1 protein-coding gene is annotated in these 507 nt (G+C 53.1%); it reads right to left on the bottom strand.

From position 1 onward, the window contains the following. Positions 1 to 71: 71 nt before the first annotated feature. Positions 72 to 507, bottom strand: a 436-nt coding sequence (locus tag Q4563_RS15840; RefSeq protein ID WP_303605150.1) for a LuxR C-terminal-related transcriptional regulator, incomplete at its 5' end; no start/stop codon positions are given.

Below are 507 nucleotides of genomic sequence, written 5' to 3'. Positions count from 1 at the left end.
GCATTACGCCAATTTTCTTGATATCAATATGGAAGACTGTCAGGGCTGCCCACTTGATTGGTAATACTAGCCTACGCCGGCAAGGATGCGGCAATACGGATAACGCCCAGTTCGATGGCCTTGTGCACCAGCTCGGCATCGGTACGAACCCCCAGCTTCGACTTGATAGCAGTCACGTAATTGGAAATCGTTTTGCTGCTCAGGCTCAGGCTGACGGCAACGTCTTGCACCCGCTTGCCAGCTGCCATCATTACCAGCACCTCAAATTCTCTGGGGGTCATCACATCATAGATGGAGGGGTTCAGATTGGTACCACGGAACACCAGGTTAATCGACAGTTCGTGCTCGACAAAGGGTCGTCCAAGCATGACCGAGCGAGCGGCATCCACCAGCAACGAGGAACTGCTGCTTTTGCAGACATAACCCAACGCGCCAACACTGATGGCCTGACGCACCACTTCCGCTTCCCGGAACATGGAAAAAAACAGAATCCGCAGAGAGTCATCA

The sequence above is a fragment of the Gilvimarinus sp. 1_MG-2023 genome (assembly GCF_030548285.1).
This window is presented reverse-complemented; position numbering and strand designations above follow the sequence as displayed.